We start from the raw sequence: 23,061 nt of genomic DNA, 5'->3' as shown, positions 1-23,061 counted from the left end.
CCTTCCTCCTTGCCGTTTCGTTACCTTTATTATAGCAGATACGGATAAAGTTTGTGTTAATGAAACTGTCAAAAAACTTCATTTTTCCGAGCAGCCTTTGAACTTGCTTCGCAAATTCTATTTTATACGCGCTTCCGCGCGAAACACTGTATGCTCGAAAAATTAACTTTATCGACAGACTGTATGGCACTCTCGCAAAAAAATCTTCCGCATTTCCAGCCTGTTAACAAAGATTTTATGTCGTCCGCTGTATACTGTTCACAACAACTGTGAGAGGAGCACGACTATGCCGCGTTACAAAACCGCCGCTCAGCTGGTGCTGCTGCTGAGTGCTATTGCGATGATTCTTCTGGGCATCCGCCTCGGCGAAGCCGAAACCGTATTATCAAAGGCGATCCGCCTGTGTATGGAGTGTGTTGGCATTGGATAAGAAAAAAATCCCCTTTTTAGCCCGCTTTCGCGGCTGGATACAGGCGGCAGCCACCCTGTTGACCAATATCCACCTGCCGAATTTTGTACAGGGCAAACTATATCAGGGCGGCGGCAAGGCGGTCTGCGTGCCCGGCCTGAACTGCTATTCCTGTCCCGGCGCGGCGGGCGCGTGCCCGATCGGCGCATTTCAGGCGGTCGTCGGCTCGTCGAAATTCCGGTTTTCGTATTACATCACCGGTATCTTGATCCTGCTCGGCGTGCTGCTCGGACGGTTTATCTGCGGCTTTCTGTGCCCGTTCGGCTGGTTTCAGGAGCTGCTGCACAAAATCCCCTCGCCTAAGCTGTCCACCAAAAGGCTGAAGCCGCTCCGCTATGTGAAATATGCGGTGCTGCTGATCATGGTGGTGCTGCTGCCCGTACTTGTCACAAACGAGCTCGGCATGGGCGACCCGTTCTTCTGCAAGTACCTGTGCCCGCAGGGCGTGCTCGAGGGTGCGCTGCCGCTGGCGGCGGTCAACTCCGGCATCCGCGCCGCGCTCGGCGCACTGTTTACCTGGAAAGCAGCCGTTCTGCTGACCGTTATCGTGTGCAGCGTGCTGTTTTACCGTCCGTTCTGCAAGTGGCTGTGCCCGCTCGGCGCCTTTTATGCCCTGCTGAACCGCGTTTCACTGTTTCAAATGCAGGTGGATACGCATAAGTGCGTATCCTGCGGCGCGTGTGCCAAAGCCTGCAAAATGGATGTGGATATCACGAAAAACCCCAATCATGCCGAGTGCATCCGCTGCGGCATGTGTATGAAAGCCTGCCCGACCGATGCTATCTGCTACCGCTACGGTCTGGGCGATAAAACCCAAACGCATAACAAAGGAGAGACCATCTAATGAAACGAAATCGACTGATTGCATTTGCCCTGTCCGTAAGCCTGCTGCTCGGCGCATCCGCCTGCGGCAAACCGGCAAAAACCGTCTCCGAGCTGATAGCGGAGGAAAACGCCATCCTCGACCAGCACCAGGAACTGTGGACAACGGCTCTAAATTCGCTCGACAAGGACAATCTGTCGCAGAGCACCCAGAGCACCAACTACGCTGATGTACTCGATCTTGCGATTAAAAACGTCAAGGACCAGCTCTCGGACGAGGACTACAAGACGCTGACCGACGATGCCGCCAAGGTCCGCAAGCTGGAGGACCAGCTGCAGGAACTTCCGCCCGAGGAAGGCACCACCGCATCCGACGACAGCACGTTCCCCGCTTTCGAGGGCAAAGACCTGGACGGCAACGCCGTGGACAGCAGCTTGTTCGCTAACAACGCGTTTACGGTCGTGAATCTCTGGTTCAGCGGCTGCAAGCCGTGCGTGGCCGAACTTGGTGATCTGGACAAGCTGAATCAGACCGTCAAGGCTCAGGGCGGCGAGGTTATCGGCATCAATACAGAAACGCTCGATGACAATGCGGATGCCATTGCCACCGCTAAACAGATTCTGCAGACCAAGGGGGCATCCTACCGCAACATCACCTTTGCATCCGGCAGCGAGGCCGGTCAGTTTGCACTGAACACCACGGCATTCCCGACCACCTATGTTATCGACCGGAACGGAAAAATCGTCGGTAAACCAGTACTCGGCGGCATCACGAACGAAAACAGCATGAAGCAGCTGCAGGAGAATATTGATACCGCGATTGCAAACGACGGAAAATAACACCCACGGGTAACTGCCGCTGCAATCCGCATCATAAACATACACAGCGCAGATTGTGCTGAGAAAGGCAACGGAGATTAGCACGTGAACGAAGCCGCAGACGAAAGTCTGCGGCTTCTGTCTGTCAAAAAAGTCAGATTGGCGTTTTGCGTTTCGTGCGGTAGCACGCATAAAATAGAATTTGCGAAGCAAATTCATAAATTCCGGGAGCATGTATCTCGGAATTTATACAAGGGAAGAAAAAATGTGCCCGTCAGGGCGCGGTTTTTCTTCGGTTTCGCTCGAAAGCGTGGTTTCGAGCGAGAGGCTGCTCGGAAAACGTTAGTTTTTCGACAGCCTCCGAAGCCGCAGACAAAAGTCTGCGGCTTTTGCGTGCCTGCGGAAATATCCACGAAGATATGCACAAACCTGTGGATAAATTTGAGGACGGAACTTTTCCTTGTTTCTCCTATATGGTATACTAAAATTATACAAGCGAAAATCGCAGGAAAAAGAGAAACACGAGGGAGAAACATGGGACTGTTTTCAAAACCGGAGGTTGTGATTGCGAAAGAATCCAGCAACGCAAAGGAGTATCTGCGGCAGCTGGAAGAGCTGGCGGAAAAGGCAACCGGAGAAAACGCGAAAAAAATCGCAAAAGAGATTGCCGTGGTGAAAGCCGGCATTATCGGTGAGGATAATATTCTGTTTGAGCTGAAAAACAGCGGTATGGATATGGTTGTGCTGCACGATTTGTATATTGAAAGCGTGTCCGGTGCCTCGGCACAGATTGACTTTCTGGTGCTGACTCCAAAGATCAACTTTGTATTGGAGTGCAAAAACCTGTTCGGCAATATCGAAATCAACAGCAAGGGCGATTTTATCCGCACCATTCGCTGCGGCGGTCGGTACTATAAAGAGGGAATTTATTCGCCGATTACGCAGAATCAGCGGCATTTGCAGGTGCTGAATGAATGTCGAAACGAAAATCATGGTAAGGTGATGGCAGCACTTCGAAATCACTGGTTTAGTAACTTTTTCAAGGGATTGGTCGTGCTTTCTAATCCTAAAACGATTATCAATGACCAAGATGCTCCACAGGAAGTAAAAAAACAGGTTATCCGTGCGGATCAGTTGGTGGAAACGATTAAGCGGATGAACAGAGAATCAAGTGAACTGAAATCTTCCATGAAGGATTTGAAAGAAGATGGTGAGTATTATCTGAACAAAATGCACATTGAAAAGCCAATCACCTATATCGAAAAATTCAAGCAGGAGGAGCTGGAAGACCAGCCTGCCGCCGAGCGGCCTGCACCTGCGCCGTCGGAGGGAAAATACTGTCCGAAGTGCGGCAAGCCGCTTGTCATGCGGGAGGCCAGACGCGGCACACATATCGGCGAAAAATTCTGGGGCTGCACAGGATTTCCTCAATGTCATTTTATAAAGAAAATCGTGAAAACCGAAAACAAATAAACAGAAAAGCGGCATGACTTGCATCAAAGTCATGCCGCTTTATGGTTACTTAGAACACCAACGCCTCGCTCTGCTCGATCTCAATCCCGCAGTCCGCGATAACCGTCTGATACTGCGCGTAAACTTCAGCTTCCATGCGCCACGCGATGCCGCATCCGGCGGAAAGCCTGCGCGGCACCGGCACCAGCCGGCCGGCAATACCATTCTGTTTGCAGAACGACTCCATCTCCATGGCGGCATCGGTGGTGTGGAAGGTGAGCACCTGATACGGCTTTTTCTCTCGCATTACGCCTGAAAAACGATCTCGAAGCAGCCGTCCGGACGCACGGTCGTCTGACCGGACTTATTCTCATACTCGAGCATTTTCTCGATATTCTTGCGGGTGTGCGCCTCGTCGCCGAGCACACGGATCAGCTTCCCCGGGTGATCCTGCATCGCGTCCATCGCCAGCAGAACCGGTTCCGGACAGGACAGACCACGAACATCTACTTCAACATATTCAGCCATTGCATATTCTCCTTTTCCGACTTACTTTGCCGTCTTTTTGCGGCGCAGATTGGTGCCCGCAATGACAAACAGCACGATAATGCAGACGATCACGGCGATTTTGCCGGCTGCCGCCGGACCGCCTGCGACTGCAGGCTCGTTTTCGGTTGCCGCCTTGGCAGCCGCGCCGACCAGACCGAAGTTATGCGCAAATGCCGCGCCGATCAACATACCGAGGAAGGTGACCGCGCTGTCAGACGAGCCCTGACCTGCCAGAATGAGCTGACGCAGCGGGCAGCCGCCAGCCAGCACAGCCGCAAAGCCTACAACATACATACCAAGAATGTTCCACAGGTGCTGGGAATGCGCGATCGGCTGACCGGAAAAACCGAGGTGGAAGCTGCCGGTTGCCGCATTGTAGACTGCCATCACTGCAAACAGAGCCGCGATAATGCTGATCAGGTTGAAATTCTTCATCAGAATGATGTCGCGGATGCTGCCTGCAAAGCACATACGGCTCTTCTGCGCGAGCGCACCGATGATGAGCGCAACCACCAGAGAAAGAATGATCGGCGCATGCTTGCTGCCCGGGCCCTCGGTGCTGACCGCGTAAGCGCCGGTCGCCACGCCGATTGCGAGCAGCGCCGCCAGCACAACCGGCAGAACGGCGCCGCCGACCGGCTTGGCCTCATACGCACGACCGAGCGAGAAACCCTTCTTGAGGAAGAACGAGCCGGTCGCCACGCCGCCTGCAAAGCCGATGAGCGCGACCCATGCATTCAGGTCACCGGCGGACATACGCAGCACCATGCGGAGCGGGCAGCCGAGGAACACAAGGGCGCCGATCATCATCGCAGCGCCCAGAATAAAACGCACCATCGGCGAAGAACCGGCGGTGGACTTATACTCCCTGGTCAGCAGCGCCAGCAGGAACGAGCCGCAGACAAAGCCGACGACCTCCGGGCGGAAATACTGCACCGGAGCCGCTGTATGCAGCTTGAGCGCACCCGCTGTATCGCGGATGAAGCAGGCAACACAGATCGCCATGTTGGCAGGGTTGCCGTAAATTGCCAGAAGCATGACCAGCAGTCCGATCACCGCACCGGACACCGCCAGCTTCCATGTCTTGTCAAACAGTTTCATGATTTTCTCCTTTTTTGTGAAATGAGGGAATTTTATGCTGTATTCAGTATATCATGCGGTGTTTTCAATGTGAAATTGATTCTATTGATAATTTGATTGAATCTATTGATATAATCTATAAATACAGCTATAATGGAGAAAACGAAAGGAATGCCGCCCATGGATATTCGTCAGCTGGAAGCCTATGTCTATACCGTGAAGTACCGCAGTTTTTCACTTGCTGCACAGAAGCTGTACCTGTCACAGCCGACCGTCAGCGCACACATCTGCAATCTGGAAAAGGAGCTGCACACGCAGTTGCTCAAGCGCACGACAAAAACGCTCTCGGTGACACCGGCCGGTCAGACGCTGTATAATTATGCCGCAGAAATCCTCGATTTGCGGCACAAAGCCATTCTGGAGCTGTCCAACGAGCAGGAAACCATGCTGCATATCGGCGTATCGTCCGTGCCGTCGCTGTATCTGCTGCCCGAGCTGCTGGCAGCGTACCACGAGAAGGCCCCGGAGATCCGGTTCCGCACCAGCTGCTCGGACAGTCTGGATGTGATAAACAAGGTCGCAGACAGCACCTGCGATATCGGTCTGGTCGGCACAAAGACCGCAGAGGCCAACTGCGAATTTTTGCCGGTCACCTCGGACGAGCTGGTAATCGCCGCACCGAACACACCGCATTTCCGTGCCTATCAAAGCCAGTCGGACCCGCTGACAGCGCTCCTGCGCGAACCGTTCCTGCTGCGCGAGGACAACTCGGGCACCAAGCAGGAAACACTGTATTTCCTTCAAAATCACGGTCTGTCGCTTGATGAACTGAATGTCATCGCCGTCATGGATGACGCGGCAGCGCTCAAGCGTTGCATCGCACTTGGCATGGGCATTTCCATTCTGTCGCGCGCAACTGTGCAGACCGATGCACAGCAGGGACGCCTGCTGCTGTTCCCCCTCGGACAGTCAGCGTTCCTGCGCCGGCTGTACATTGTGTATCCGTCCATACGACGTATGTCCGAGCAGGCTATTCACTTTCTGGATTTTATAAAAAGGTATTATCGGATCGGATGACAGCCGTGCTGTCCGGCTTGACACAGCCAATCGAGCAGGAGGCTCTCCTGCATAGAAAGCCGGCCTCCCGCACCACCGTGCGCGTACCGACCGGTACACGGCAGCCCTATCCGCAAGGTCGAAACCGGCAAAACGTATTTCTTAAATTTACCGGGTATGGTCTTGACAACCGAAGCAATCTGCGAGAACATTATTGCGATAACTATCTTGTTCATGCTGATGTATTCTTTGCGTACAGCAGTGTGTCCTTATGCTTTCGATTACAGATCTAATCATTGTACCGATCGCACTTGCTATGCTCGTACTTTCTGATAAAAAGCAGGAAATTGTGGAGGAATATGATCATGTCAAAAGATGAATATTTGATTACCGATGCGCCCCTGAAAGCGCTGACGGTTTTTGCCATGCCGATGATTCTCGGCAGCTTTTTTCAGCAGGTATATAATATGGCCGACTCCATCATCGTCGGTCAGTTTGTCGGCTCCTCCGCTCTTGCAGCGGTCGGCGCCTGCGCTGCCCTGACCAATGTTTTCATTTGTGTGGCGCTGGGTGCCGGTGTCGGTGCAGGCGTACTCGTAAGCCGTTATTTCGGCGCCAGAGAGTATGGAAAAATGAAAACCATTGTATCTACCTCCCTGATCAGCTTTTTACTTCTGAGCATCATCCTGGGCGTCTTTGGCTTTTGCTTTTCCCATGCGATGATGAGCGGATTACAGACCCCTGCCGATATTCTGGAGAAGGCGGTACTGTACTTGCGGGTCTATTTTGTGGGTTTTCCGTTTTTGTTCATGTATAACATTCTCTCTACCATGTTCACGTCCATCGGTGAATCAAAAATTCCGCTGGGACTGCTGATCTTTTCATCAATCCTGAATATTGTTATGGATCTTTGGATGGTAGCCGGTCTGGGACTTGGCGTGCTCGGTGCGGCGCTTGCAACGCTGATTGCACAGGGCATTTCGGCTGTATTTTCACTTTTGATTTTCTTTTACCGGATGCGGCGGTATAAGAGCAGCTTTGTCTGGTTTGACGGGCAGGAGCTGCGTTCGATGCTTCAGATTGCTGTTCCATCGGTTCTTCAGCAGTCTACCGTATCCATCGGTATGATGATCGTACAGGCGGTGGTAAATCCCTTCGGCACACAGGCACTTGCGGGATACGCGGCGACGATGCGGGTGGAAAATGTCTTTTCCCTGATTTTTGTGTCCATCGGCAATGCGGTTTCGCCGTATGTTTCCCAGAACCTTGGCGCAAACAAAACCCAGCGCATCAAAAAAGGCTACCGCGCAGCATTGATGCTGGATGTATGTTTTGCTGTTCTTGCCTTCCTTGTCATTGAAACGCTGCACACGCAGATTTCCTCGCTGTTCCTTGGAAAAGACGGAACCGCCCTGGCTTATCAGGTGTCCGGGGATTATATGAGATGGCTTGGCTGCTTCTTTATCTTTATGGGTATCAAAATGGCAACCGACGGAGTTCTTCGCGGACTCGGAATCATGCGGCCGTTTCTCATTGCCAATATGGTAAACCTTGCGATTCGCTTGTCCGTGGCGTTGATCTGTGCTCCGCGTTTTGGTATTGCATTTGTCTGGCTTGCCGTGCCGGCAGGCTGGCTTGCCAACTTCCTGGTTTCCTATGCGGCACTCAGAAAATCCTGGCCGACTGAAAAAGTGGTGTTATCCCGGTAAATTCCAGTTTACCGAAAAGATGAAATCCTTCGGAACGGCATCTGAAATAATTAACAGCGAAGTAAAAAAACATCCCGAGTCCTGTGCACAGTCCGGGATTGAACTGCACCCCCTCTGTCAGACAGTATGATATACTGTCTGACAGAGGGGGTGCTTTATTATGTTAAGAGGAAAACCGAAACTTACTCTCCAATCTTCACCCTCAACTCTTTACGCTTTGCACAGTCAGTCGATAATCTTAATGCTCTCAATAACCGGCTGATTTTCCGTCTTAACCGTGCCGTTATCGTCCTCGACCGGCGTATTATCGCAGATTTCATCCACAACATCCATGCCCTTGGTCACATAGCCGAAGCAGGCATACTGACCGTCGAGATAGGTGCTGTCCTGCTGAACGATGAAGAACTGCGAGGATGCGCTGTCCGGGTCGCTTGAGCGTGCCATCGAAACCGCACCGCGCGTGTGCGACAGCTTGTTCTCCACGCCGTTCTCCGAAAACTCGCCCTTGATGGTGTTCTCCGAGCCGCCGGTGCCGTTGCCCAGCGGGTCGCCGCCCTGCATCATAAAGCCGGTAATAATGCGGTGAAAGGTCAGTCCGTCGTAAAAACCGTCGTTTGCCAGGTCCATAAAGTTCTGAACCGAGATAGGCGCTGCATCGCCGTCCAGCTCGATGTCGATCGTGCCGTGGTCCTTGATGGTGATCTGTGCATGGTGCTGACCGATGGGCTGTGCGGTCTCCTCAGCGGTCGTCTGCTGCGCGTTATCGCTCGTGTCGGTGGCATCATCCGTCGAGGTCTGCGCGCCTGATTTGCCGCCGCAGGCGGTCAGAACCAGCATCGCCAGCAGGCCAAAAAGCAAAAATGTACGTTTTTTCATGTGAAATTCTCCTTTTTAGGCAATACCGCATAATTGAACAAGAGCGATTTGCGCGTAAATTTTGCGTTCTGATTAAGCGCGGGTTTGCAGCAATACTTTGTGTATTGCAAAAATCCGCAACGACATCAGAGCGTAAAATTTCCGCAAAGCGCCGCAGCTTTAATTGTGCGGTGTTGCCTTATATCCTGAACGGGTGGAATATGAAAATGTTCCCGCGGTACTCCCCTATTATACGGTACTGAGAACGCGAAAACCAGTGTTTTTTCGGTGTCTGCAAAAAAATGCACCGCAGAATTGCGGTGCATTTTCTATCAAATAATACTGTATAGAGCCGATTCCTGCACAAACCGTGTAGTTCCGCGACAGGTCATAGCTTACTTCATAATGTCCTTGTCGTGGGCCGCCTTGGCAACCAGACCGGACAGCGCCAGCAGCGCGATCAAGTTTGGGAATACCATCAGGCCGTTGAACAGGTCGGACAGGTTCCAGACCAGATCAACATGCAGTGCGGAGCCGATCACGATGCAGATAACAACGATAGCGGCGTAAACCTTAACAGCCTTGTGGCCGAACAGTGCCTTTACGTTCTGCTCACCGAAGAAATACCAGCCGATGATGGTAGAGAACGCGAAGAACAGCATGCAGATCGCAACAAAAGCCATGCCTGCCGAGCCAAGCGAAGCCTTGAAGGCCGCCTGTGCCAGCTCGGTGCCCTGCAGACCGTCCGGTGCACCCGGATTGAGCATGCCCGAGGTCAGGATGACCATAGCGGTCAGCGTCAGTACGATAAAGGTGTCGATAAATACGGAAACGATAGCAATTTCGCCCTGATCCTGCGGACGCTTTACCTTTGCCAGAGCATGTGCGTGCGGGGTGGAACCCATGCCGGCCTCGTTGGAGAACAGACCGCGTGCAACGCCGTAGCGCATTGCCTGACGAACCGTGATGCCTGCAGCGCCGCCGAGGATAGCCTGCGGGTCAAATGCTGCAACAAAGATGGACTTGAATGCCGGAATGATCGCTGCATGATTGATGCACAGGATAACAATGCAGCCAGCCATGTAGAACAGCGCCATGATCGGAACGACCTTCTCGGTAACGGATGCGATACGGCCAACGCCGCCGAGGAAGATAAACGCTGCAATGATCGCGCAGATGATGCCGACAACGATCATCGGTGCGCCGAACGCGGTGTTGAACGCGACGCTGATCGAGTTTGCCTGTACCATGTTGCCGGTAAAGCCCAGTGCAAAAATAATCGCAACCGAGAAGAAGCCGGCAAGGAATTTGCCGAATTTACCGGTAAAGCGTGCGCGGATGTAGTAGATTGGACCGCCGGTAACGTGGCCCTTGTCATCCGTGGTCTTGTACTTCTGCGCGAGAACCGCCTCGCCGTAGATGGTGGACATGCCGAAGAACGCACTCAGCCACATCCAGAAAATCGCACCCGGACCGCCGGAATACAGTGCGGTAGCCGCGCCTGCAATGTTGCCGGTGCCGACCTGCGCCGCGATTGCGGTGGTAAGCGCCTGGAACGGACTCATGCCGTCCTTACCCGCCTTCTCACCGTTGAGCGAGAAATGGCCGAACAGATGCTTCCAGCCTGCGCCGAACTTGCGCACCTGAACGAAGCGCGTGCGGATGGTAAACACGATGCCGGTGCCAACCAGCAGGTACAGCAGCAGGCCGTTCCATACGACGTTGCTGACCTTGCTTACCCAGTCTGCCAATACTTCCATTGTCATTTTACATACCCCTTCTTTGTTTTGCGGCAAACAAAAAAGCCGAACCCAATCAGCATCGGGTTACGGCTCCAAAGAAACGGAAAGACAGCAAACAGACGGTACACCCTGCACCGTGAGAAAACATTTGCTGTGGTTCCGCGGAACTTATTTTTATATCCTAACGTCTATAAAAACAGGTTCATCTCTGTCCTTTTGCCTGAGAGATTGGCACGCAAACCTCTTTGCGCGCGTTGCACCTTCGGCAGTCCCCTTGAGGAACGTTCTCCAGAGCCACATCCATTTACAGTCCTCATCCGGAAAACCGGACACCTGAGAGTTTTGCTCCTTCGGCAAGCCATGGGCAGTTGCCCGCGCGGCTTTTTCCTGCAAACTTCGTTTGTCGCGTATGTAGTTTATGGATTCAGTGTAACACCGTGACAACATTCTGTCAATGTCAATCAAGATATTCGTGAAAGTTTGTGAAAAACAGCAAATTTCTTGACAACCTATGCTATAATAGATAGGCTATACTGGTAGTATTATTGGTAAATCCAAGTAATCAACAGCATCCCTCGAAAGGAGGAAATTTACATGAATGATGCTTTGCAGCAGCTTCTCGACAGGCTGACGGCTCTGCTGGCGGAAAAACCGCTCATCGGGGCGTGGTACACGACCGTTGTGCGCTTTGTGTTCCCGCTGCTGGCGCTGATGATCCTTGTCGGTGCGATCCGCTCGCTGTGGAAGGTCAAGCACCCGGATGAGGTCTGGGGCTATCTGGTGCTGCGCAACGGCGTGCGCCTGCCCATCACCCACTGGGAGAACATCATCGGACGCGCCCCCAGCTGCGATGTGCAGCTGGAATATCCGTCGGTATCGCGTCAGCACGCCGCGCTCATCCGCGAGGATGACGGCAGCTGGACGATATACGACCTCGGTTCCAAGGGCGGCATCAAGGTAAACGACCTGCCGGTGGACGAGTATGCACTCGTCGAGGACGGCGACACGGTCACCTTTGCGGGCATTCCCGCTATCATGGAGCCCATTACCGCTGAGGAGAAGCGCACACAGATGGTCGAACGTCGCATTGAGGGCAAGCCTGCCGGCATGTGGGGTTCGCTCGTACTGCTGACGCTGTTCCAGATCCTCACCGGTCTGCAGCTCATTATCGCACAGGGCGACAAGGCGACCACCACCATTCCGCTCACCTTTTTTGTCTTTACGGTAATCTGCTGGGCGTATTTCATCGTCATGCGCCTGTTCCGCCGCATCGGCTTTGAAATGGAGACGATAGCGTTCTTCCTATGTACGCTGTCACTCGCCGTCACCGGCTCGACCGTGCCGGACGAGCTGCCCAAGCAGCTGATTGCGATTTTGATGGGTCTTGCCATCTTTATCGTGCTCGGCTTCTTCCTGCGCGACCTGACCCGGGCGCAGAAGGTGCGCTGGTTCATGAGCGCAACGGCGGTCGGACTGTTGGCCATTACATTGCTGATCGGCTCGTCGCAGGGCGGTGCGAAGGCATGGCTGCGTCTTGGTCCTCTGTCTCTGCAGACCTCGGAAATTGCGAAAATCTGCTATATTTTCGCCGGTGCCGCAACGCTCGACCGCCTGTTCAACAAGCGCAACCTGTGGATGTTCATCGGTCTGACCGCCATCTGCGGCGGCTGTCTCGCGCTGCAGAACGACTTCGGCACCGCACTTGTGTTCTTCGTGACGTTCCTCGTCATCGCGTACCTGCGTTCGGGCGATTTTGCCACCATCGGCCTTGTGTGCGCCGGCTGCTTCGGCGCCGGCATGGTCATGCTGACCATCAAGCCGCACGTTGCCGCTCGCTTCGCTTCCTGGGGACATATCTGGGAGGACGTGTACGACAAGGGCTTCCAGCAGACACACACGCTGACCGCAGCCGCCTCCGGCGGCATGATCGGCGTCGGCGCGGGCAAGGGCTGGCTCTCGAATCTCCCTGCTGCGGATACCGACATCGTGTTCGGCATGCTGTGTGAGGAATGGGGTCTCGTCATCGCCGTACTGACCATCCTCTGCATCATTACGCTGGCGGTGTTCGCTGTCCGCGCCTGCCGCGCCGGACGCTCCAGCTTTTACACCATCGCCGCATGCGCGGCCACCAGCCTGCTGGTATTCCAGACCTGCCTGAATGTATTCGGTGCAGTCGATATTCTGCCGTTTACCGGCGTTACGCTGCCGTTCGTATCCAACGGCGGTTCGTCCATGCTGTCGGCATGGGGTATGCTCGCCTTTTTGAAGGCGACCGACACCCGACAGAATGCATCGTTCGCAGTTCGTCTGCCCAGCCGCCGCGAGCTTAGAGGGGAGGAGTAACCATGCGGAAAATCGAAAAACGCAGTATTTTCTGTCTGATCCTTGCCGCGCTGCTCGGTCTGGGTCTGGCGTTCTTCTGCTTCCAGTTTGTCGTAGACGGCGGCGACTGGGCCTCCTACCCGTACAACCGTCATCTCTATAACAACTCCGGTCAGCTGAAAGGCGGCACCATCCTCGACCGGGACGGCGATATGCTGTCCACGCTCGATGAGGACGGCAACCGCATCTACAACGATGACGCAGCCGTCCGGCGCGCCACACTGCACGCCGTCGGCGACAAAAACGGCAACATCGGCGCGGGTGCGCTCACCTCGTTCGCGGATAAGCTGTCTGGCTACAATCTGCTCACTGGCGTATATTCTCCGCTCGGCACCGGCAACAGCCTGTATCTGACGATTGATGCCTATTTGAACAATGTCGCCTATCAGGCTTTGAACGGAATGAACGGAACGGTTGGCGTTTATAACTATAAAACCGGTGAAATTTTGTGCATGGTGTCCACACCGACGTTTGATCCGGCTAATCCGCCGGACATTGCGGCGGACGATCCCGCGTGGGACGGCGTTTACGTCAACCGCTTGCTGTCCGCGAACTCGATTCCGGGCTCTATCTTCAAGGTTGTGACCATCAACGCCGCTATCGAGAACATCCCTGACCTGTTCCAGCGCAAGTGGACGTGCACCGGCTCGGTCAACATCGGCGGCGAGGAAGTCACCTGCCCGCACGCTCACGGCGAACAGGATATCGAGGAAGCGCTCGCCAACTCGTGCAACGGTGTGTTCGGTCAGCTGGCCGTCGAACTCGGCGGCGAAACCATGCAAAAATACGCGGATGCGGCAGGACTGACCAAGTCCATCAAGGTGGACGGCATCCAGTCCTCGGTCGGCAAGTTTGATTTCTCGGGCAATGACAATCAGCTGGCGTGGTCGGGTGTCGGTCAGGGTCAGGATACCCTGTGCCCAATCAACATGCTCCAGTATATGGGCGCGATCGCCAACGGCGGCAAGGCTGCCGTGCCGCGTCTGATTGAAAAATCCACCACAGATTACGGCCTGCCGACCGGCATTTACTATCCGCACAAGTCGGCGCAGCTGATTGACGAAAAGACCGCGGGTACCATCGCGGATATGATGCACAACAACGTCATCGAGACCTACGGTCAGGACCGTTTCCCGGGCATGGATATCTGTGCCAAGTCGGGCACCGCCGAGGTCGGCGCGGATAAGTCACCGAACGCATGGTTCACCGGCTTCCTGCGCGACGAGGCTACGCCGTATGCTTTCATCGTTCTCGTCGAGAACGGCGGCGGCGGCTCGTCGGTTGCCGGTACGGTGGCTTCGCAGGTTCTTCAAGCGGCGGTAGAAAAAGCCTACTAAGGAGAGAGAAATCATGGCGCAAAGCACCGAAATACTCCCTAACGGACTGCAATTATTACAGGACGACCGGTTTTTTAAGCTCGGACAGGACAGCGTGCTGCTCAGCGCGTTCGCCAAGCCGAGACGCAATGCCAAACTGCTCGACCTCGGCTGCGGCACAGGCGCACTGGCGCTGCTCGTATGGCGGCCGGATCTCAAGATCACCGGACTGGAACTGCAGGACGGCCCGCTCGACCTGTTCCGGCAGTCCATCACAGCAAACGAGCTGGAAAACGTAACCGCTCTGCAGGGCGATCTGCGGCAGATGCGTACGCTGCTGCCGCACGGCAGTATGGATTACGTCATCTGCAACCCGCCGTATTTCGACCGCAACGCGGGCGCGAATGCGCCGACCGCCGAAAAGCGCACCGCTCGCCAGGACGCCACCTGTTCGGTCGAGGAACTGGCGGTTGCGGCCTCGTTCGTGCTGCATACCGGCGGTAAAGCCGCGTTCGTATTCCGGCCGGAGCGGCTGTGGGTGCTGCTCGAAGCGCTTTCGCGCGTGCGGCTCGTGCCGAAAAGAATGCGGTTCGTACACCAGAGCGTGCAGGCCGCGCCGAGCGTTGTCATGGTCGAGTGCCGAAAAGGCGGCAGCGCGGAAGGACTTGTTGTTGAGCCGCCACTGATCGTTGAGAGTGATGAATATTTCCGTATTTACGGAATTGAGCATTGAAAATGGAGCATCAGGGCTATTCTTGCGCCATGATTTAATTCGGCACCATGTGCCGCACCTTCATTTTTCATTTTCCATTATCCATTCTCCATTTAAGAAATTCCGGAGGGATTGAATTGTCTACATTATACTTAGTCGCAACGCCGATCGGCAACCTGAGTGATTTATCGCCGCGGGCACGCGAGGTGCTCAGCACGGTGGATTTCATCGCGGCAGAGGACACCCGCGTGACGCAAAAGCTGCTTAACGCCTGCGAATTGCCCAAAAAGCCGATGATCTCGTACTACGAACACAATCGCCGCGCACGCGGTGAAGCAGTTTTGGAGAAGCTGCTCGCCGGTGAGACCTGTGCGCTCGTAACCGATGCGGGCACGCCTGCGGTTTCCGATCCGGGTGAGGATCTGGTCGCGCTGTGCGCCGAGCACGATGTGCCCGTTATCCCGATTCCGGGCTGCTGCGCGGCGGTCTGCGCGCTGGCGGCATCCGGTCTGCCGACCGGACGCTGGTGCTTTGAAGGCTTCCTGTCGGTCAACAAAAAGGCCCGCAGAGAGCATTTGGACGCACTGCAGGGCGAAAAACGCACGATGATCTTCTACGAAGCACCGCACAAGCTGTGTGCAACGCTGCGCGACTTGCGCGACGCCTTCGGCGGCGACCGTCGGCTGTCACTCTCGCGCGAGCTGACCAAGCTGCATGAGCAGACGCTCCGCATGACGCTCGACGAAGCGGTTGCCTACTTTGACGCCAACGCGCCACGCGGCGAGTTCGTGCTCATCCTCGAGGGTGCGCCGGACGAGCCGGAGACCGAGCAGGACGAGGCCGAACGTCTTGCCTCTGCCGCCGAGGCGGTCCGCCGCCGCGTGGAACAGGGCCAGACCCAGAAGGACGCGGTCAAGGCGGTTTCCGCCGAAACCGGCGTAAAGAAAAACGCGCTGTACCGATATGTACTCGATCACGAAGAATAACGAAAAAACCGTTGCAAAAAGCAACGGTTTTTTCTTTTTCTGCACCTATTTGAGATGTTTCGGACAGCTGCTGCGGCAGCAATGTCCGCGTCCGGGACACTGCGCATGACGCTCGCACAGCGCAACATCGCCGCCCTCGATCACCAGTCGTTTGCCGTTTACAAGGCAATCTGCCAGCTTGCGGCGGGCATTGTTGTAGATCAGCTGCACCGTTGTGCGGGCTACCCCCATCTGCGCGGCAGCCTGCTCCTGCTGCAGATTCTCCAGATCCAGCAGACGGATGGCTTCATATTCATCCAGCGTCATTTGCACGCACTCTGTCGTATTTTCCTGCGGGGAAAACTCGCTGAACGGCGGCATACCGCAGATTCTGCGGCACTTTCTCGGTCTCGGCATGGATTATTCGTGACAGTGACCGCCGCAGCCGTGGCTGCCGCAGGAATGGCCTTCGCCGTGATCATGGTGCGTGCAGTGCACATTGGGATCAAACGCCAGCGTACCGTTCAGGAAAGCCTGCACTGCCTCATCGGCATTGCCCTGCACACCGCCGATCAGACGGATATTGGCCTCCGCAAGCGCTGCCTGTGCGCCGCCGCCAATGCCGCCGCAGATCAGCGTATCCACACCGAGCTGTGCCAGCAGGCCGGCCAGCGCACCGTGACCGCTGCCGTTCGTATCCACCACCTGTGTATGCAGCAGCTTGCCGCCGGATACCTCGTACAGCTTAAACTGCTCCGTGTGGCCAAAATGCTGGAAAACCTCTCCGTTTTCATAGGTAACTGCGATCTTCATAACCATTTCCTCCGAATCATTTCTGGCATATGCCAATAACGTTACTTATAGTCTATCACGTTTTCGGCATATGTCAATAATAAGTTTTGGCATACCGCTATCCCATTATATAGAAAGCAGACGCCGATATCCGGATAAAGCAAAAACCCTTCCGAAAATCGGAAGGGTTTTGGAGCTTGTGGCCGGACTCGAACCGGCGACCTGCGCATTACGAATGCGCTGCTCTACCAACTGAGCCACACAAGCAGCTATTTGCTGCCGGAACGAGTCTTTTCTCGTTCACAGTGTTCTCAGTATATCATGCTTTTGAAAGTTCGTCAATATTTTTTTGAAATTTTTCTTGACATTCTCCGTGTATCCGTTATAATGGTATAGTATCCTTGCTCACATCAAAGGATGTGGGCCAAAAGTCCAAAAGGAGGTGCTAAGAATATGGCAAAGATTTCTGGCAAGTACGAGACTATCTTCATCGTTAACCCCAAGCTGGAAGAGGCAGCGGCTACCGCTGTTGTGGACAAGTTCAAGTCTCTCGTTGAGGCGAACGGCACGAACGTAGAGGTCGAGGACTGGGGCAAGCGCCGTCTGGCGTACCCGATCGAGGATCAGACGGAGGGCGTTTACACGCTGGTTCGTTTTGAGTCCAAGCCCGATTTCCCGGCTGAGCTGGACCGTATCTACAAGATCACAGACGGCATCATGCGTTCCATCATCGTCTGCCTGGACGACTAAGGCGGTGAACACCAATGCTCAATAAGGCGATTCTGATGGGTCGTTTGACCCGCGATCCCGAATTGCGCCATACCCAGTCCAACATGGCTGTGTGCTCGTTCTCGCTTGCGATCGACCGTGGTCGCAAGGATCAGAACGGCGAACGCCAGACCGACTTCATCGACTGTGTCGCATGGGGCCGTCAGGCAGAGTTCGTTGCACAGTGGTTCACGAAGGGTTCTATGGCAATCGTAGTCGGCCGTATCCAGTCCCGCCGCTGGCAGGACCAGAACGGCAACAACCGCACTGCAATCGAAGTAAATTGCGACGAGGTTTCCTTCGGTGAAACGAAGAAATCCCGCGATGCCTACAATGCAGGCAATCAGGGCGGTTTTGGCGGCTATGACAACGGATCGCAGATGCGGCCCGAGCCTGCCGCGTCCCAGGTTGCTCCGGCTTTCGATCTCCCCGCAGGAGATTCGGATTTTCAGGAGCTTGCTGATGACGACGGCGATGTCCCATTCTAAACTGAAGGAGGTTACGTGATCATGGAAGAAACCAAGAAGGAATTTACTCCCCGTCCGGAGCGTGCAGAGCGCCCGCAGCGCGGCCGTCGCCGTCGCAAGGTATGCGCATTCTGCGTAGATAAGGTTGCACACGTTGACTATAAAGATGCCGGCAAGCTGAAGAAGTACATGTCCGAGCGCGGCAAGATCCTGCCCCGCCGCATGACCGGTACCTGCGCTGCTCATCAGCGTCAGCTGACCGAGGCTATCAAGCGTGCACGTCACATTGCTCTTCTGCCCTACACCGCAGAGTAAGCAATTCGTTTTTTATAATCAAGGATACGCAAAGCGTCGTTTTCGCAAGAAAGCGGCGCTTTTTTGCACCCTTGTTTCTCGTTTGCGGTAAACAAAAAGGACGCGTTATGCGTCCTTTTTTCGTTATTCCTGTGTTCAGTTCATCAGATCGAGCAGCTTATAGCAGCGTGTTTTGGTATAGCTCTGCTTAAAGCTGTAGGATGCAAGCTGCTTTGCGGTGTCATCCTCGGTCTCCTTTGCGGCATTTTCCGCACCGGAATCCCGCTCCTGCACCCACTGCTTGTAGCTTGCCTCCTCGGAAGCGTACTGATCGGCGTTGAGCACGGTCGCAAGGTAGTCGTACATCTCACTCAGCAGGTTATCCCATTGCTCAAACGAGCTTGCGGTCATGGCCAGCTCATCCTCCTGGTTGGCTGCCGACGAAATTTTCAGATCGTCACTTTCCAGCTCATCCATCTTTTTGCTGAATGCATCGCGCTGCTCGGCCTTTTTCTGGCTGTTCTCTTCCTGCTGCTTTTCCTGCTGCTGTGCATCGGAAAGCTGCTTCTGCAGCTCCTTGACCTGCTTTTTCTGGTCAGCGGTCAGCGAATCATCATTTGCCAGAGAATCCAGCTTGCCGCTGGCAGCATCGTACTTTTTATCGTCCAGATAGCTCTGTGCCTCGTCCAGATCGGAGTTAAACTGATCGTCCGACTGAGCAGACTGCGCCTTATCGAGCAAATCCTCGATGGCCTTGTACATCGCGGAATCCGGGTCGGTGACACGGTTCTGCAGCTGCTTGAGCGCCGCAATGGCCTCGGTGTACTGGCCGTTGCCCACATAATCCTCAGCAGACTGATAGTCCTTGATCAGCTGAATGGTTGCATCCAGAGCAGCCGGGTCCTTAGCCTCCTCCTGCGCCTTCTGGTAATACGTAAGCGCCTTGTCGAAGTCACCGTGATCCATGTACTTTTCGGCCATGATGAGGTTTTCGTCGGTCTTGTGCGAATTTGCAAAATACCACACACCTCCGCCGATCAAAGCCGCCACGATGATGACCACCAACGCAACGATCAGGCCGCGTTTTCCCTTGGACGGCTTTTTGTAAACGCGGTCCTTCGGATCGGCCTCGCCATTGTAGTAGGTCGTGCGGCGCTCGGGCATGCCCGCAGCACGGCGGACCGGCGGCGTGTCGATCGGACGCATGGTATCCTGCGTGGGAATGTTCGGATTCGGGATATTGGGATTAGTGTCTGCCAGCGGATCGGCAACCGTGTCGTCCACCGGAAGCTGCTGCTTTTCATCCCGCATAGCCGCGTCAAACGCGCTGGTGTCAATCGGACCGGTTTCGACAGGGTCCTTCATATCATCCGGCAGGGTGGTAAATACAGCGGTTTCGTCGTTGACACCGGTCTGCTCAACAGCTGCGCCGCAGAAGGGGCAGAATTTGCCGGCGATTGGCAGCTCCTTGCCGCAGTTTTTGCAAAGCATGAGTGATTTCCTCCTTTGAAAAAGGGTCGTTTTTATGCTTATTTTATAGTATAACATGCTGTATTCAGATTGTAAAGCGTGGATGGCTGTTCCAGTATTGGGATTGCCGCTTGCGAAGCGAGGGAATCTTGCCTGCCCTCTTGCCCTCTCGGCGTGGGTACGCCGCCCCCAGCGGGCAACGAAATGTTTCGGAACTGAAACCTTACTCGTCTTGACAAGCTCTGGTCCGGAACGTAAAATATAGGTAATAAGGTAAGGCAGAATGTCCGCATTCTGCAACTGTCAAAAAGGGGATAGTATTTTGAAGTTGACAAAACGCATTTTCAGCGGTCTGCTGGCCGCCATGATGCTGTTCACCACTGCTTTTGCCGTAAATGATTCGGCGACAACCACGGCTGCAAACGCGCTGATGTTTGCACTCAAGCCGATCACCGGCAGCGCGTACGACAGCACTGCTCTCCAGACCGATCTGGCAGCAGCGCAGAAGACCATCTCGCAGCGCATGCAGCTTGAGGGTCTGACCGGCGCGTCTACCGCCGTTTCCGGCGATGTGATCACCGTTTCCATTCCGAAAACAGCTACCGGCAGCACTGCCGCTTACTGGGCCGCTCGTCTGGGCGACCGCCGTCTATGCAGTGTGACCGACTTTCTGAACGAGGAGTGGCAGTTCGACCGTGCAGATTTTGCCTCTGCCAAGGCGACCACCGAAAACGGCAAAGAAGCCGTTGAGATCGCCCTGACCGACTCCGGCAAGACCAAGCTGACCGAGGCCCACAACAAGGTAAAGGCATACCTCGCGGACAGCAAGAACGACACTGACAAGGCACAGTGGCTCACCTTCCACTGGGGCACCACCACCTTCCGCATGCTGGTGGACACCAGCTTCTCCGACAGCAAGCTGGTGATCGGCGGCGATTCCGATCCGCTGCGTGCCGGTGCGTCCAAGTACATGCCGCAGTATCTGATGCTCGATCCGCTCCCGTTTGCACTGGAACAGACCGCCGTTCCGACGACCACCGAGCCGACGACTCCGACCACTCCCACCGAACCCACGACTCCGACTGACCCGACCACACCTTCCGATCCGGCGACCACGGATTTCCCGGACATCGACGGTCACTGGGCTGCCGCTTCGCTGCGCAAGGGTGTTGAGCTGGGTCTTCTGAAGGGCATCAACGGCAAAATTATGCCGAATAACTCGGTCAAGCGTTCCGAAGCTATCGTTATCCTCAACCGCGCACTTGGCGCAGCGCAGGCCGACAGTGTATCCGGTCTGGCTGCCAATCAGCAGTCCGCATGGTACAGCAAGGATCTGGGCAAGGCCATCCACCTCGGCCTGATTACCGCAAACGACAACCGCAACTTTGACACTGCAGCTACCCGTGCTGAGGCTTTCGTGCTGATGGCTCGTGCGTTTGCATACGACCGCGCAGAGACCGCTGCCGATGAGCTGAGCAGCTTCACCGACACCTCCTCCATGACCACCGAGCAGAAGCAGGCAGCTGCCGCTCTGATCAGCAAGGGCGTTGTAAACGGTACCTCTGCTACCAAGCTGTCTCCATCGAACAAGCTGACCCGTGCACAGTTCGTCACCATGATTGTGCGCATTGCCGCTGCCACCAACGCAGACAGCGCACCGACCGAGCTGGCCGGCGGCACCGTACTCACCAATCCGAGCATCGCTCTGACCGGCGCTGTCGCAGACGGCGACTGGATCTTTGCCGCTCCCACGAATGAGATTTCGCTCGATTCCGTCAGCAGCTCGCACCGCATCGTCCTCAAGGGCGAGGAGCGCGCTGTACTGAATGCCACCAAGCAGACCAGCATTTCCACGCTTGCTGTTGACCCGGCAGGCACGGCGGATGTTAAGATGGACAACACTTCGTCCATAAACACGCTCGTTATCGCAGGCAAAGGCGGCTCCGTTGGCTACAGCGGCGCAGTCTCCAACATCGAGATCACCGCTTCCGGCCGCACGATCGTGCTCGAAGGCATGACCTCGGATGCCATCACCATCACCGGCAGCAACAACACCATCCTGCTCAAGGGCGACGCGGATACCGTCTCCGTACTGCGCGGCTCCGGCAACCGCATCACGCTGTCCGGCACGGTCGGCACGATGGTTCTGGCCGGCAAGAACACCACGGTCGACGGCACCGGCAAGATCGGCACCGTAGACACCCGCATGGTCGGCTGCACGGTAACGGCTAAGGCCGACCACACGATCGACAACATCGATCCCGGTCTGGATGGCGTTCAGATCACGATGACCGTTCCGGATAAGGTTAAGGCCGGCGGCTCGCTGACTGCCAAGGTCAGCTTCTCCGGCGTAAAGGAAGGCGTTACCTGCACTGCAATCTGGTATCAGGACGGCTCCGCGATCAAGGGCTGCACAAACAACAGCTTCGAGCTGACCAACGGCAAGACCTCCAGCCACACTAGCACCTTCACCTTCACCAAGAATATGAAGACCAGCACGGCGATTGGCTTTAAGCTGCTCTACGACAACCCGTCCACCGGCGAGACCGAGCAGGTTTACGCCCAGAAGACCGTTCCGATCGAGAATTACTCTGCCGAGTGGTATGCACAGCGCGATGCTGCCGCTATCCTCAAGCAGGTATCCTCGGTTTACCGCGGCAACTACACCACGTCCTACGCCGCTAACAACGACTACTCCACCACCACCAAGGAGGTATGGATCAACGCCAAGGGCTACTCCAGCAACACCAATTATCTGGTCTGGATCAACCGCGCATACCAGCATGTAAACGTATTCACCGGCTCCAAGGGCAACTGGAAGCTGACCAAGAGCTTTATCGTCGGCACCGGTGCTGCCTCCACCCCGACTCCGGTCGGCGTGACCACCGTCAGCTACAAGCTGAAGGCAGGCTGGACCACCGGTACTTACACAGTTCGTCCGGTTGTAGGCTTCTATCCGGGCACCGGCTACGCGTTCCACTCCCGCCTGTGCTATCCCGGCACCGATACCGAATACGACTTCAGCAGCGGCTATCCGGTTTCGCACGGCTGTGTACGCATGAAGCACAACGACATCAACTGGATTTACAACAACGTACCGATTGGTTCGACTGTCGTAATCTACTAAACCGCAGCTGCAAACACCGATATTCTCCGTTTTTCCGGAGAGTATCGGTGTTTTTTGCCGCAAAACAGTGTGTACATCATCAACATCCTGTCTTGCACCGCAACGATAAATTCTCACCATGATAATGAATTCGTCATTTTATACGCATTTTTCGCAAATGCGATTGATTATCGTTGTGACATTTTAATGTTGACACCGACAACATCAAGGACTAT

Annotated in this window: 22 protein-coding genes, 1 tRNA gene and 1 riboswitch; of the genes, 14 read left to right on the top strand and 9 right to left on the bottom strand. The window is 55.1% G+C overall.

What is annotated here, in order from left to right; all coding sequences use genetic code 11:
• The first annotated feature begins 286 nt into the window (after positions 1–286).
• The 4 genes from IEY11_RS06585 (at position 287) to IEY11_RS06570 (ending at position 3,583) form a co-directional block, all read left to right on the top strand.
• Positions 287–430, top strand: a complete 144-nt coding sequence (locus IEY11_RS06585) for a CD1871A family CXXC motif-containing protein (RefSeq protein ID WP_117490152.1) — start codon at positions 287–289, stop codon at positions 428–430.
• Positions 423–1,313, top strand: coding sequence for a 4Fe-4S binding protein (locus IEY11_RS06580; protein ID WP_201309078.1), 891 nt, complete (start codon positions 423–425; stop codon positions 1,311–1,313). Before IEY11_RS06585 ends, IEY11_RS06580 begins: the two co-directional genes overlap by 8 nt.
• Positions 1,313–2,131 (top strand): TlpA family protein disulfide reductase, encoded by an 819-nt coding sequence (locus IEY11_RS06575; RefSeq protein ID WP_188886121.1) that lies wholly within the window; start codon positions 1,313–1,315, stop codon positions 2,129–2,131. The genes IEY11_RS06580 and IEY11_RS06575 overlap by 1 nt, the downstream gene beginning before the upstream one ends.
• A 513-nt stretch (positions 2,132–2,644) precedes the next feature.
• Positions 2,645–3,583 (top strand): nuclease-related domain-containing protein, encoded by a 939-nt coding sequence (locus IEY11_RS06570; protein WP_188886120.1) that lies wholly within the window; start codon positions 2,645–2,647, stop codon positions 3,581–3,583.
• 49 nt (positions 3,584–3,632) lie between these two features.
• Here IEY11_RS06570 and IEY11_RS06565 read toward each other — a convergent pair whose 3' ends face one another.
• From IEY11_RS06565 to yedE, 3 genes are read right to left on the bottom strand one after another with little or no spacing between them, the layout of a single operon-like run.
• Positions 3,633–3,869, bottom strand: a complete 237-nt coding sequence (locus IEY11_RS06565) for a DUF3343 domain-containing protein (RefSeq protein ID WP_118284743.1) — start codon at positions 3,867–3,869, stop codon at positions 3,633–3,635.
• Positions 3,869–4,090 (bottom strand): sulfurtransferase TusA family protein, encoded by a 222-nt coding sequence (locus IEY11_RS06560; protein WP_118284744.1) that lies wholly within the window; start codon positions 4,088–4,090, stop codon positions 3,869–3,871. The genes IEY11_RS06565 and IEY11_RS06560 overlap by 1 nt, the downstream gene beginning before the upstream one ends.
• A gap of 21 nt (positions 4,091–4,111) precedes the next feature.
• On the bottom strand, positions 4,112–5,212 hold the full coding sequence (gene yedE, locus IEY11_RS06555) for a YedE family putative selenium transporter (protein WP_188886119.1): 1,101 nt from the start codon (positions 5,210–5,212) through the stop codon (positions 4,112–4,114).
• A gap of 159 nt (positions 5,213–5,371) precedes the next feature.
• On the opposite strand from yedE, the gene IEY11_RS06550 reads away from it, so the two are divergent.
• Together IEY11_RS06550 and IEY11_RS06540 are read left to right on the top strand one after the other, a co-directional pair.
• Positions 5,372–6,268 carry a selenium metabolism-associated LysR family transcriptional regulator gene (locus IEY11_RS06550; protein ID WP_188886118.1) on the top strand — a complete coding sequence of 299 codons (897 nt, stop codon included), beginning with the start codon at positions 5,372–5,374 and terminating at the stop codon, positions 6,266–6,268.
• A 338-nt stretch (positions 6,269–6,606) separates the two neighbouring features.
• On the top strand, positions 6,607–7,956 hold the full coding sequence (locus IEY11_RS06540) for an MATE family efflux transporter (RefSeq protein WP_456236993.1): 1,350 nt from the start codon (positions 6,607–6,609) through the stop codon (positions 7,954–7,956).
• A gap of 225 nt (positions 7,957–8,181) precedes the next feature.
• Here the strand turns inward: IEY11_RS06540 and IEY11_RS06535 are convergent, their stop codons facing one another.
• Both IEY11_RS06535 and IEY11_RS06530 read right to left on the bottom strand, forming a co-directional pair.
• A complete protein-coding gene (locus tag IEY11_RS06535; protein WP_188886115.1) occupies positions 8,182–8,832 on the bottom strand; it encodes a peptidylprolyl isomerase in 651 nt (216 codons plus the stop codon).
• A 374-nt stretch (positions 8,833–9,206) separates the two neighbouring features.
• The gene (locus IEY11_RS06530; RefSeq protein ID WP_188886160.1) at positions 9,207–10,571 is read right to left on the bottom strand and encodes an alanine/glycine:cation symporter family protein; all 1,365 of its coding nucleotides are present in this window, start codon (positions 10,569–10,571) and stop codon (positions 9,207–9,209) included.
• Between the two features lie 180 nt (positions 10,572–10,751).
• A riboswitch (glycine riboswitch) is annotated at positions 10,752–10,855 on the bottom strand.
• Positions 10,856–11,147: 292 nt separating this feature from the next.
• Here IEY11_RS06530 and IEY11_RS06525 point away from each other — a divergent pair.
• The 4 genes from IEY11_RS06525 (at position 11,148) to rsmI (ending at position 15,949) form a co-directional block, all read left to right on the top strand.
• The gene (locus IEY11_RS06525) at positions 11,148–12,896 is read left to right on the top strand and encodes an FtsW/RodA/SpoVE family cell cycle protein (protein WP_117490171.1); all 1,749 of its coding nucleotides are present in this window, start codon (positions 11,148–11,150) and stop codon (positions 12,894–12,896) included.
• Between the two features lie 2 nt (positions 12,897–12,898).
• Complete coding sequence (locus tag IEY11_RS06520) at positions 12,899–14,272, top strand: penicillin-binding transpeptidase domain-containing protein (protein ID WP_188886114.1); 1,374 nt, start codon at positions 12,899–12,901, stop codon at positions 14,270–14,272.
• A 13-nt stretch (positions 14,273–14,285) separates the two neighbouring features.
• A complete protein-coding gene (locus IEY11_RS06515) occupies positions 14,286–14,984 on the top strand; it encodes a tRNA1(Val) (adenine(37)-N6)-methyltransferase (protein ID WP_118761454.1) in 699 nt (232 codons plus the stop codon).
• Between the two features lie 116 nt (positions 14,985–15,100).
• The gene (gene rsmI / locus IEY11_RS06510; RefSeq protein WP_116705314.1) at positions 15,101–15,949 is read left to right on the top strand and encodes a 16S rRNA (cytidine(1402)-2'-O)-methyltransferase; all 849 of its coding nucleotides are present in this window, start codon (positions 15,101–15,103) and stop codon (positions 15,947–15,949) included.
• A gap of 45 nt (positions 15,950–15,994) precedes the next feature.
• Here the strand turns inward: rsmI and IEY11_RS06505 are convergent, their stop codons facing one another.
• From IEY11_RS06505 to IEY11_RS06495, 3 genes are all read right to left on the bottom strand, one after another.
• Positions 15,995–16,345 (bottom strand): DUF134 domain-containing protein, encoded by a 351-nt coding sequence (locus IEY11_RS06505; RefSeq protein ID WP_188886112.1) that lies wholly within the window; start codon positions 16,343–16,345, stop codon positions 15,995–15,997.
• 3 nt (positions 16,346–16,348) lie between these two features.
• A complete protein-coding gene (locus IEY11_RS06500) occupies positions 16,349–16,741 on the bottom strand; it encodes a NifB/NifX family molybdenum-iron cluster-binding protein (RefSeq protein ID WP_116705315.1) in 393 nt (130 codons plus the stop codon).
• Positions 16,742–16,911: 170 nt separating this feature from the next.
• Positions 16,912–16,987: transfer RNA gene (locus IEY11_RS06495), tRNA-Thr, on the bottom strand.
• 186 nt (positions 16,988–17,173) lie between these two features.
• On the opposite strand from IEY11_RS06495, the gene rpsF reads away from it, so the two are divergent.
• Genes rpsF through rpsR form a run of 3 tightly spaced genes read left to right on the top strand, consistent with a single transcriptional unit; the run spans position 17,174 to position 18,270 of the window.
• On the top strand, positions 17,174–17,470 hold the full coding sequence (gene rpsF / locus IEY11_RS06490) for a 30S ribosomal protein S6 (protein WP_110435639.1): 297 nt from the start codon (positions 17,174–17,176) through the stop codon (positions 17,468–17,470).
• A gap of 14 nt (positions 17,471–17,484) precedes the next feature.
• Positions 17,485–17,976 carry a single-stranded DNA-binding protein gene (locus IEY11_RS06485; protein WP_110435640.1) on the top strand — a complete coding sequence of 164 codons (492 nt, stop codon included), beginning with the start codon at positions 17,485–17,487 and terminating at the stop codon, positions 17,974–17,976.
• Positions 17,977–17,997: 21 nt separating this feature from the next.
• Entirely contained in the window at positions 17,998–18,270 is a 273-nt protein-coding gene (rpsR, locus tag IEY11_RS06480) for a 30S ribosomal protein S18 (protein ID WP_110435641.1), read from the top strand.
• Positions 18,271–18,405: 135 nt separating this feature from the next.
• Here rpsR and IEY11_RS06475 read toward each other — a convergent pair whose 3' ends face one another.
• The gene (locus IEY11_RS06475) at positions 18,406–19,740 is read right to left on the bottom strand and encodes a zinc ribbon domain-containing protein (RefSeq protein WP_188886111.1); all 1,335 of its coding nucleotides are present in this window, start codon (positions 19,738–19,740) and stop codon (positions 18,406–18,408) included.
• Positions 19,741–20,041: 301 nt separating this feature from the next.
• Between IEY11_RS06475 and IEY11_RS06470 the strand changes: the two genes are divergently transcribed.
• Entirely contained in the window at positions 20,042–22,846 is a 2,805-nt protein-coding gene (locus tag IEY11_RS06470) for a L,D-transpeptidase family protein (RefSeq protein ID WP_188886110.1), read from the top strand.
• Positions 22,847–23,061: the final 215 nt, after the last annotated feature.

The sequence above is a fragment of the Butyricicoccus faecihominis genome (assembly GCF_014648015.1).
Taxonomy (GTDB): Bacteria; Bacillota; Clostridia; order Oscillospirales; family Butyricicoccaceae; genus Agathobaculum; species Agathobaculum butyriciproducens.
This window is presented reverse-complemented; position numbering and strand designations above follow the sequence as displayed.

Excerpts from the sequence above, each read along its gene's own strand:
- IEY11_RS06585 (WP_117490152.1), top strand. The coding sequence starts at position 287 with ATGCCGCGTTACAAAACCGCCGCTCAGCTGGTGCTGCTGCTGAGTGCT.
- IEY11_RS06575 (WP_188886121.1), top strand. The coding sequence starts at position 1,313 with ATGAAACGAAATCGACTGATTGCATTTGCCCTGTCCGTAAGCCTGCTG.
- IEY11_RS06570 (WP_188886120.1), top strand. The coding sequence starts at position 2,645 with ATGGGACTGTTTTCAAAACCGGAGGTTGTGATTGCGAAAGAATCCAGC.
- IEY11_RS06565 (WP_118284743.1), bottom strand. The coding sequence starts at position 3,869 with ATGCGAGAGAAAAAGCCGTATCAGGTGCTCACCTTCCACACCACCGAT.
- IEY11_RS06560 (WP_118284744.1), bottom strand. The coding sequence starts at position 4,090 with ATGGCTGAATATGTTGAAGTAGATGTTCGTGGTCTGTCCTGTCCGGAA.
- yedE (WP_188886119.1), bottom strand. The coding sequence starts at position 5,212 with ATGAAACTGTTTGACAAGACATGGAAGCTGGCGGTGTCCGGTGCGGTG.
- IEY11_RS06550 (WP_188886118.1), top strand. The coding sequence starts at position 5,372 with ATGGATATTCGTCAGCTGGAAGCCTATGTCTATACCGTGAAGTACCGC.
- IEY11_RS06540 (WP_456236993.1), top strand. The coding sequence starts at position 6,607 with ATGATCATGTCAAAAGATGAATATTTGATTACCGATGCGCCCCTGAAA.
- IEY11_RS06535 (WP_188886115.1), bottom strand. The coding sequence starts at position 8,832 with ATGAAAAAACGTACATTTTTGCTTTTTGGCCTGCTGGCGATGCTGGTT.
- IEY11_RS06530 (WP_188886160.1), bottom strand. The coding sequence starts at position 10,571 with ATGGAAGTATTGGCAGACTGGGTAAGCAAGGTCAGCAACGTCGTATGG.
- IEY11_RS06525 (WP_117490171.1), top strand. The coding sequence starts at position 11,148 with ATGAATGATGCTTTGCAGCAGCTTCTCGACAGGCTGACGGCTCTGCTG.
- IEY11_RS06520 (WP_188886114.1), top strand. The coding sequence starts at position 12,899 with ATGCGGAAAATCGAAAAACGCAGTATTTTCTGTCTGATCCTTGCCGCG.
- IEY11_RS06515 (WP_118761454.1), top strand. The coding sequence starts at position 14,286 with ATGGCGCAAAGCACCGAAATACTCCCTAACGGACTGCAATTATTACAG.
- IEY11_RS06505 (WP_188886112.1), bottom strand. The coding sequence starts at position 16,345 with ATGCCGAGACCGAGAAAGTGCCGCAGAATCTGCGGTATGCCGCCGTTC.
- IEY11_RS06500 (WP_116705315.1), bottom strand. The coding sequence starts at position 16,741 with ATGAAGATCGCAGTTACCTATGAAAACGGAGAGGTTTTCCAGCATTTT.
- rpsF (WP_110435639.1), top strand. The coding sequence starts at position 17,174 with ATGGCAAAGATTTCTGGCAAGTACGAGACTATCTTCATCGTTAACCCC.
- IEY11_RS06485 (WP_110435640.1), top strand. The coding sequence starts at position 17,485 with ATGCTCAATAAGGCGATTCTGATGGGTCGTTTGACCCGCGATCCCGAA.
- rpsR (WP_110435641.1), top strand. The coding sequence starts at position 17,998 with ATGGAAGAAACCAAGAAGGAATTTACTCCCCGTCCGGAGCGTGCAGAG.
- IEY11_RS06475 (WP_188886111.1), bottom strand. The coding sequence starts at position 19,740 with ATGCTTTGCAAAAACTGCGGCAAGGAGCTGCCAATCGCCGGCAAATTC.